Consider the following 9,244-nt stretch of genomic DNA (forward strand, 5'->3'; position numbering starts at 1 on the left):
AAGGCCGGCCGCCGGCTCGTCCCGTGATCGCGCGACCATGGCGCGGAAGGCCTCCTCCAGCGCCCGCAGCGGGGCGCTCGTCAGGGATTTGTCCACGGGCGAATCCTCCCTCAGCCGGCGCTTTGGCCTTAATCTTGTTGCCGCAAGCTGGTCCTTTGTGGAACTTCTGGCAAGAGCGGGCGGAACGCCGCCGAAATCGGTCCATTCGCTTGTCATAAAGTCGAAAAAAACGTTCCCGCAGCCCTTTCCAAAGGCAGCTTGGGTTGGTACATACGCCCCGCACCCGACGGGCTTTGCCCGGGGTTGCCTTCCAAGGAAGCCTTTGGGACGGAAGCGGAAAGCCACGCGAACAGCGCCGGCCTCAACCGACCGTCCCCGGGATCTCACTGAAGGCGTGCAAGTGTTTAACGCGGGGTGGAGCAGCCCGGTAGCTCGTCAGGCTCATAACCTGAAGGTCATAGGTTCAAATCCTATCCCCGCAACCAAATTCGGATCGACCGGATCCGATACGAAAATGGCCCGCATGACGCGGGCCATTTTTGTTTGGGTGATTCACCGGCGCGGTCTTGGCCGTCCGGAAATCCCTAAAATCATGCGCCCCGTGAACGGCAGTGTTCCGCAAGGCGCAACATGCATCTATCGGCTTGATGAAGCTCTGCGCTGCGCCTTTGGCGCCGGGCGCGGCAATGCCCGCATATCGCGCGGCCCGAGTACGCGTCCATCTCGCGCCTTGAGTTCGAGCGGCTGAAACGGCTTCTGCGTCTCCCTGTCGACCATGTCGTAGGTGAGCTCGCCGGGTGCGAAGCAATATTCTTCGCCCCACTGCCAGAGCGCGACCAGGACAAGGTAGAGCTTCTTCCCCTTGGGGGTGAGGACATATTCCTTGTAGGCGGTGCCATCCGAAGCTGGAGCGGTGGCGAGGATGCCGTGCTCGACGAGCTTCTGCAGCCGGACCGACAAGATGTTCTTTGCCATCCCGAGGCTTTTCTGAAGCTCACCGAACCGCCGCTTCCCAGCCAACGCATCGCGGATGATCAGGAGCGACCACCAGTCGCCGATCACGCTGAGCGATCGCGCAATGGCGCAGGCTGCATCATCGAGGTTGGTCCGCTTACCTTTCATCCTTTTGCCTCGTCTGCCACGGCGCCCACGGCGATGTGATGAGATACTGGTTGCAAACTTAAACCATCTCCGTCATGTTGTCCATGGTTTCAAGATGAAACCAGAATGAGGGATCCCATTTTGCGGGCTTCCTGTTCGTTCTCAAACGAAGGATGACGCCATGACTTCCGCGCACTTGTTCGCCCCGCTCAAGCTCGGTCGCTACGCGCTCTCGCATCGCGTCGTGATGGCGCCTCTCACGCGGATGCGCTCGACCGGCAATGTGCCGACGGACCTCGCCGTCGATTATTATTCGCAACGCGCATCATCAGGCGGATTGATCATTGCCGAGGCTTCGCGGGTCACGCCCCATGGGCAGGGCTATCCGGCAACGCCGGGCGTTCATTCAGCCGAACAGGTCGCGGGATGGAAGAAGATCACCGATGCGGTTCACGCCAAGGGCGGCGTCATCTTTCTGCAGCTCTGGCACACCGGCCGGATTTCCCATTCGAGCTTCCAGCCGGACGGCGTGCAGCCTGTCGCGCCGTCGGCGATTGCTCCCGCGGGCAAAGCGTTCACGCCTTCGTTCGCCATGGTGCCGTTCGAGACGCCGCGCGCGCTCGATCTCGCCGAAATTCCGGGGATCGTCGAAGCCTACCGGGAAGGCGCGCGCAACGCGCTGGCTGCCGGCTTTGACGGCGTCGAGCTGCACGGGGCAAACGGCTATCTGATCGAGCAATTCCTTCACAGCAAGACCAATCAGCGCACGGACGCTTACGGCGGCTCGGTCGAAAACCGCTCTCGCCTGCTGATCGAGGTGATGACTGCGCTGGTCGAGATCTGGGGCGGAGATCGTGTCGGCGTCCGGTTGTCACCCTTCGGCGTGGTCAATGATGCCGGCGAGGCTGACCCGATCGGACTCTACAGCCACGTCCTGTCCCGCCTTGCTCCACTCAAGATCGCGTATGTCCACCTGATCGAATCCCGTAACACCGATGCAGGGGAGGCCGGAGCGCCGCTCGCGATCAACGATCTGCGTCCGTTCTGGCCCGGTACCCTGATTCTCGCCGGCGGTTTCATCGGCCCGTCGGCCGATGCGGCGATCCGCGCCGGGCAGGGCGACGCCGTTGCCTTCGGGCGGCACTTCATCGCCAACCCGGATTTGCCGCGCCGTCTGCAACTCGGCGCCGCGCTCAATCCCTATGACCGCGCGACCTTCTATGGCGGCGGTGCCCCCGGGTACGTTGACTACCCGGCGCTCGAATCGGCCGAAGCCGCGGAGTGAGTTCAATGAAAGTTGTACAGCTGCACCAGTATGGCGGTCCGGACGTGCTGGTTTACGAGGACGCTCCGAAACCCGCGCCTGCCGCCGGTGAAGTCCTGATCAAGGTTGAATCTGCGAGCGTCAATTTTGCCGACGTCGTCAGGCGCAACAACGATCCCTATCCGTCTCCCTCGCCGCTTCCGTTTATTCCCGGCAGCGAGATCGCGGGCGTCGTCGAAGCGCTTGGCGACGGAGCGACAACGATCCCGGTCGGAGCGAAGGTGTTTGCCTCGCTCGAAAATGGCGGGGCAGGGGGCTATGCCCAGTATGCGGTCGCCAAGGTCGGGAAGGTCATTCCTCTCCCGGACGGCCTAACGCCAGACCAGGCCTGTTCGCTGGTGGTGGCCGGCATGACCGCATTCCAAACGCTTGCCGATTGCGCTCAGTTGCGGCCGGGCGAGACCGTTCTGGTTCAGGCGGCTGGCGGCGGTGTCGGCACTTACGCGGTGCAGCTTGCCAAGCTGCTGGGCGCCGGCAAGGTCATTGCTGCGGCAAGCACACCGGCCAAGCGCGAACTCGCATTGAAACTCGGTGCGGACGCCGCGCTCGACTACACCAAACCCGATTGGGTCAAGGAGGCACGCGAACTCACCGCTGGAAAAGGCATCGACGTGGTTCTCGAGGCAACCGGTGGTGATGTTCTGAACCAGAGTCTTCAGGCAATGGGGCCGTTCGGTCGTATCGTCGTCTTCGGCGCGGCGTCCCGCGAGCGTAAGCCGGTCAATCCCTATGCCATGCTCGGCATGAATCAGTCGTTGATTACATATTATGTCGGTGGCTGGTTTCAGTCACGGCCGCAACAAGCGGTCGCCGCTTTGCAGAAGCTGATCGGCTTCATCAAGTCCGGCGCAATCGATGTTCAGATCGGGCACACTCTACCCCTGAGCAAGGCGGCAGACGCGCATCGTCTTCTCGCCGAACGAGCCAGTGTGGGCAAGATCATTCTGAAGCCCTGGGGCGAGGCCGCATAAAAGCGCAAAGATCATGAGTTGCGCTTCGCGGCCAAGCTCATGAAGCGATGCCGGGCTATGCGAGGGTGCCGGCGGGCCTCCTTCGCGGTCGGCACGCACACAAAACGCCCGCGCCTGTGGCGCGAGCGACCATCATTTTCGCAACGAAGCAGAACGTTCCAATCAGTCCCTGTGCGGACAGACCATCGTCAGATAGAGCAGCGTCGGCTTGTCCGAGCCCTTCTTGTACTCCCACTCCAATCGGATCTCGTGCCGGTGGGCATAGGCGTCGTTTGGCGCGTGGACGATGATGTTGGTTTTCATCGGGATTGGCGGCTCGGAGTTGAAGCACTTCCGGACGCAGGCATCGAGCAGGTCGCATCGCGTCAGGGGAATGACACCGGGCTCATCCCTGGACAGCGGGACCGTGTTCGGCTGGGTGCTGAGGTCGAGACGAGCCCGGCCCTTCTCCTTGTGCCAGTATTTGGCGCTTCCCTGGGGCCATCTCGATGCCGGCGTCAGGATCAGATGGTACTGGCCGTATTCCAGGGTCGGCAGATCGATGTCGTCCGATGCCTTGAGCTTGGCCACGCTCTTCTTCATGTTCGCCAGAGGGTAGTAGTTGCTGTTCATCAAGTCCTTGAACGGCTTGCCGTTGTATGTCTTGCCACCCATCGCCTTGTCCTTCGATATGATCTAATCAATCCGGGTGACGTGCAGCCCAGCAAAGCTCGTCGGCCAGAACGAAAGCCTCGGCGCCCCCTAGATCGCGCGGCCCCACATTCGCGCGGGTAATTGCTATCACTCGAAATTGTGCTTCGTCCAGAGAGCTGCAGGTGGAGATGCAGCCATGCGGCATGCAAGTTCGATTGCCATGAATCTTCCGATGAGTAATCTTGCGCCGGGCTCCTTGCGAGCGCCGGTCGGCAAACGGCGGCGCTGCAGCTTTTGAAGGCACGGAAATGCATTGTGTCGCGTGTCAGTCGGCGATCGACCCAGGCGATAGCTGGTGCTCCAAATGCGGGGTGGCCGTGCGTCGTTCCGAGCCGGACAGCGAACGCCGGTTCGTGACGATTCTCCGCGCCGACGTCGTCGATTCCACAGGCCTTGTCGCCGATCTCGATCCGGAGGAGGCCGTCTTGCGCCTTGAGCCGGCATTGGCGGCGATGAGAGGCGCGGTGCGTCAGTTTGGAGGCATCGTCAGCAAGGAATTGGGCGATGGGCTTTCTGCGGTGTTCGGTGCCCCGATCGCGGACGACAATCATGCTCCGCTGGCCTGCCACGCGGCGATCGAACTGGTCCGGCGCGTCGTCGGCCTGGGCGATCCCGGGCTCCAGGTCCGGGTTGGTCTGCACTCGGGCCATGTCGTCGCCTACATGGTCGCGAGCGAGTTTTCCAAGGTCTACGAAATCGGTGGCGCCGCCCAGCATCTGGCCGCGCGCCTGGAATCGGCGGCTGAGGCGAATCAGATCTACGTGTCGAAAGCCTGCCAGGAGCTTGCCGAAGGGCATGTCCGATTCGAGTATCTGGGCGGCAAGCCGTTGCGGGGCTTCAATCAGTCCGTGCCGGTCTACCGGATCGTGGGGGCGAGCGACTTGTCGAGCTGGCGGGTGCGGCGGGCGCGCAGCGTCTCGCGATTCGTCGATCGAACGACGGAGCGGGCATTGCTGGCCCGTGCTGTCGAAAGCGCCAGAACGAGCCGGCGGACGGTCCTGCTGCTCGGCGACGCGGGCATCGGCAAATCGCGGCTGGCGCACGAGTTCGTCCAGGAGCTCAGATCCGATGGCTGGCGCCTGATCGACGCCGAATGCAGCCCGAACCTCCAGGGGGCTCCGTTCAGTACGCTCAAGCGCGTCCTGCTATCTGCCCTGGAGGCCGCCGCAAAGGATCCCGACGGTCCGGCGGATGTCCGGAAGGAGCTCGGCGAGATTCAACAATGTGCACTCGACGCGGTGCTCGATCTGCCGACAACGAATCCACAGTGGAACGAGCTCGAGCCCCATGCCCGGGGACGTGCGATCTCCGACGCAAGCTGCGCCATCATCGAGAGCATCGCCAGTCGTCAGCGAACCATCGTTCTGCTCGAGGATCTGCACTGGATCGACCGGGCGAGCGATGCCGTCATGGCTGCGATCGCTGCGCTTCAGGTGCCGGGGTTTCTCGTCCTCCTCACCTCCAGGCCCAACGGCATGCCGGTCTGGATTGCCCGCTGCCACGCCGAAGTCGTCGCAATCCAGCCTCTCGACGATGATTCCGGGCTGACCATGCTGGCCGACATGCTCGGCCCCTCCGCGGCGAACGACGACCTGAAGAACCGGATCATTTCGCACACGGCAAACGTCCCTCTGTTCATCGAGGAGGTGTGCCGGGGCTTGAGGGATAGCGGAACGCTCCACGGCCAGTGGGGTGATCTCGCGCTGATGCGTCCGATCGACGAACTCGGGATTCCCTCGAGCATCCAGGGCGTGATCGCGGCGCGCCTCGATCGCGTCTCGCGCCAGGAGCGTTCCGTCTTGCAGATCGCGGCAGCGCTCGGGCCGCGATCGAGCGTCGCCATGCTGCGAAACCTCGTCGAGCTGCCGGAGAGCGCCCTTCAGGACTGCCTCGCGGTGCTCGATCGTGCCGAGCTGCTGGTGAGGATCGACAGCGAATTGGACGACACGCTCGAGTTTCGGCACGAGATGGTCCGCCAGGTGACCTACGACTCGATGGTCGAAAAGGTGCGCGAGGACATTCACGCGCGCATTCTTGCGAGGCTCGAGAACGACGGAGCGGGCGCTGATGAGCCCGATACGCTGTGCTATCACGCGGTGCGCGCCCGCGATTGGTACAAGGCGTTCAGCCACGGCAAGAGCGCGGGACGAAAATGCCTCAACCGGTCGGCGTTTTCGGACGCAGCCAGCTATTTCGAAGTCGCGATGGGCTCGCTCGACAAGACGCCGATGTCGCCTTTGCGGGAGGCCGACGCCATCGATCTGCGGATGGAAGCACGCGCGGCCTTCATCGCGTCCGGCCAGGTTGCCGAGTGGCTCGACCTTGGAAAGGATGCCGAGCGGCGGGCGGAGGCGATCGACGACATCGGGCGCAAGGTCGCGGCGATGACGGTCAGAGCCGGTGCACAGAACTTCTACGGAGCGCCGGTCGAAGCCGTCGCGGTCTCGGAAGCGGTGGTGCGCCTTGCGCAGGAATGGGGCAATCCGGGGTGGCTCAACCTCGCTCGGTATGGGCTCGGACAGGCCTATTTCCTCGCCGGCCGCTACCGGGAAGCCGAACAGGCATTGGCGATGGCCCGCGTCCAGCTGGCGGGACCGGAGGCCAGTGCTCCGATCGGGACGACCCCGAAATATCTGCTTCTGCTCTGCTGCATGATGAAGGGATTTACTCACACCGTCATGGGCGAGCTTGATGCCGCCGAGCAGCTTCAGCGCGAGGCCGCTAAGATCGCAGAGGAGACGGGACGCCCTTACGATCGCGTCGCGGCGGCCTATAGCGGTGGGTGGCTGAAGTTGGGGCAGAACGATCCGGCAGCCGCGGCTTCCATTCTCGAAGACGGGTTCGTCCTCGCGCAGAAGCACGGGGTCCGGCTGTTCGTGCCGGTGCTCGCCTGCCATCTCGGCATGGCCTATCTGGAGCAGGGCCTGTTCGACCGCGCGCGGGTCATGCTGACGGAAGCGCGTGAGGAGGCGAAAGCGGTCGGCTATACTTCGGCGGTGCTGCGCAGTTCGATCTACCTGGCGCTGGCCGCCCACAGGCTCGGCGACTTCAGGGCCGCGCAGAACATGCTGCGCGAGGCACGCAACACAGCGCGGCAGCAGGGGTTTTCGGGTCTCGAGGCCGAGGCCCTGTTCGGGGAAGCCGTGGTGACGCCTCCCTCGAGCGAAGCGAACAAGGCCGCAATCCTTGCCGCTCTGCGTGCGGCGATCGCGATCGCCTCTGAAAGCGGCGCGCAGCCGCTCCAGAGCAAGGCCGAGGCGATGCTGGCCGGGATGCTGGCGCGAGGCGACGAGCTGACCTGACGGGAGCGGGCGGATTCAGCCCCGCTGACGGTCCTCCCGCCCGTACCAGAGCACGACGGCGTCGGGACGCACTTCATCGCGCTTAAGGCAATGATCTTTTCGGAAACCTCTACAAACTTCTCCGCATCATGCTCTTCGCGCCGGCGCGATCACGCAGCTCCCGAGTGTCTGGCAATCCTCACGCAAGCGCATTAGGTATTCTGGCGCCGGTTCGCAAGCGGTGGGAGGTCAAGTCAGGTGCACGGGGCAGAACAAGACGGGGCGGCGCGATCGCCGCTTCCTCATTTCGTTCTTGATACGCAGGGCACGCCGCACAAGCAGGCTTTGGCGATCTGGCACGAGCAGGTCGGCCTTCTCGGCCAGACCCGGCTTAAGAACCCCGAGCGCTTCCATGCAAGGGTCGAATATTATCAGCTTGGCCCGCTCGTGCTCGGCACGGCGAGGACGCAGGCGCAGTCGTTCGACCGCTCGCGCTACCAGATCGGACGCGACGGCGTCAGCCATTATGTCCTGCAGTTCTACGTCGAGGGTGGCTGCCGCCCGCGGTTCGGCGAGCAGACGGCCTCCAGCGCTGCCGGCGATTTCATGACGTTCGATTGCGCGCAGCCGCAGATGACTGAGACGCCGGACTATGCCAGCATCCACCTCTTCGTGCCGCGCCCGCTGTTTGAACCGCTCTTGAGTGCACCGGACGAACAGAACATGCGCATCTTCTCCGGCGGCGGCACACTGGTCGGCATGTTCCGGGATCATGTGATGGCGCTATGGCGCCGGGCGCCTCTGCTGACCGTACGGGAGGGCGACGCGCTGGCGAAGCCGACCCTCGAACTCGCGGCAACTGTGATCAACGGCTCCGTGCGCGAGGACGCGGCAGCCGGCGTGCACCTCGCCTTGTTCGACATGATCTGTCGCCATGTCATCGAACGTGTTCTGGACGCAGAATTGACGCCGGAGAGCATCGCCGCCCATTTTTCCATCTCTCCGCGAAAGCTGTCCTACTTGTTCGAGAATGCGGGCGGCATCGCGAGCTACATCCAGGAGCAGCGCATGCATCGTGCGCGGATGGCGCTCGCCGATTTGGCGCAGCGGCACAAGTCAATATCGGAGATCGCGGAGGCGCACGGCTTCCTGCATCCTCAGAGCTTCACTCGCGCCTTCCAACGCCTTCATGGGCTGACGCCGCGCGAATTCCGGGCATTGGCGCGTGATCACCGCTCCTGGGACCCGCAACTGCTCACACGGCAGATGTGGTGGAAGTGGTTGACTGGCATCGCCCCATGAAAGGGCCTGGACCAGATCGCACGGTTTGCGCATTGGGTGAAATCGACGTTGGGCTTTTGCGCGCAATGAGAAATCGAGACGTCACCTCGAAGTTTCGCTGGCGGCTCACACGTGGCCCGTGGCATCCCCAAACCGGGCCTGCCCAAAGCCATCTCCCGGGGGACACTGAAAGCGATTCAGGTCGCTGATGTTGTTGCCTAATTGCCTGGAGGCCGTGCCCGTGCAAGCGAAGCGGGTTTTCGATGGGAATGCGACGGTGCGGGGCGGTCTTCGCGGCGATGCTGGTGGCGGGCGCCACGGCTCCGGCCGAGGCGCAGGATGCCGGATCGCTGCTGCGGGAGATGCAGCGGCAGCAGGAATTGCGGCAGCAGGAGAGATTGCCGGCAGCTGACGAGATTCGTCCGCAGCAGTCGCCCGCCGCAATTCCGGACCGGGGCGAGCGCGTCATGGTGAAGGGCGTGCGCTTCGCCGGCAAGGTGGAATTGCTGGCGGCCGCCGAGCGCGAACAAATCGCCGGTTCGGTGCGCGGCAAGCGCCTCGGCATCAAGGGGCTCTATGCGCTGGCCGATCAG

General features: G+C 63.6%; 6 protein-coding genes, 1 tRNA gene and 1 pseudogene. 6 read left to right on the forward strand and 2 right to left on the reverse strand.

The genetic code is table 11. From position 1 onward, the window contains the following. The first annotated feature begins 408 nt into the window (after positions 1-408). Positions 409-485, forward strand: a tRNA-Met gene (locus MOV75_RS17090). A gap of 151 nt (positions 486-636) precedes the next feature. Here the strand turns inward: MOV75_RS17090 and MOV75_RS17095 are convergent. Then, positions 637-1,122: a helix-turn-helix domain-containing protein gene (locus MOV75_RS17095; RefSeq protein WP_246926768.1), complete on the reverse strand. Its 486-nt coding sequence runs from the start codon at positions 1,120-1,122 to the stop codon at positions 637-639. Positions 1,123-1,282: 160 nt separating this feature from the next. On the opposite strand from MOV75_RS17095, the gene MOV75_RS17100 reads away from it, so the two are divergent. Together MOV75_RS17100 and MOV75_RS17105 are read left to right on the forward strand one after the other, a co-directional pair. Next, positions 1,283-2,386 (forward strand): alkene reductase, encoded by a 1,104-nt coding sequence (locus MOV75_RS17100; protein WP_247006241.1) that lies wholly within the window; start codon positions 1,283-1,285, stop codon positions 2,384-2,386. A gap of 44 nt (positions 2,387-2,430) precedes the next feature. Next, a complete protein-coding gene (locus MOV75_RS17105) occupies positions 2,431-3,396 on the forward strand; it encodes an NADPH:quinone oxidoreductase family protein (protein ID WP_246926774.1) in 966 nt (321 codons plus the stop codon). Between the two features lie 162 nt (positions 3,397-3,558). On the opposite strand, the gene MOV75_RS17110 is transcribed toward MOV75_RS17105, so the two are convergent. Further along, entirely contained in the window at positions 3,559-4,050 is a 492-nt protein-coding gene (locus MOV75_RS17110; RefSeq protein ID WP_246926786.1) for a hypothetical protein, read from the reverse strand. A gap of 287 nt (positions 4,051-4,337) precedes the next feature. Between MOV75_RS17110 and MOV75_RS17115 the strand changes: the two genes are divergently transcribed. The 3 genes and pseudogenes from MOV75_RS17115 to MOV75_RS17125 form a co-directional block, all read left to right on the forward strand. Then, on the forward strand, positions 4,338-7,391 hold the full coding sequence (locus MOV75_RS17115; protein ID WP_246926789.1) for an AAA family ATPase: 3,054 nt from the start codon (positions 4,338-4,340) through the stop codon (positions 7,389-7,391). Between the two features lie 237 nt (positions 7,392-7,628). Next, entirely contained in the window at positions 7,629-8,672 is a 1,044-nt protein-coding gene (locus MOV75_RS17120) for a helix-turn-helix domain-containing protein (protein WP_246926791.1), read from the forward strand. A gap of 278 nt (positions 8,673-8,950) precedes the next feature. Beyond that, positions 8,951-9,244 (forward strand): annotated as a pseudogene (locus MOV75_RS17125) (ShlB/FhaC/HecB family hemolysin secretion/activation protein); the annotation flags it as partial.

Source organism: Bradyrhizobium sp. PRIMUS42 (assembly GCF_023006515.1).
GTDB lineage: Bacteria > Pseudomonadota > Alphaproteobacteria > Rhizobiales > Xanthobacteraceae > Bradyrhizobium.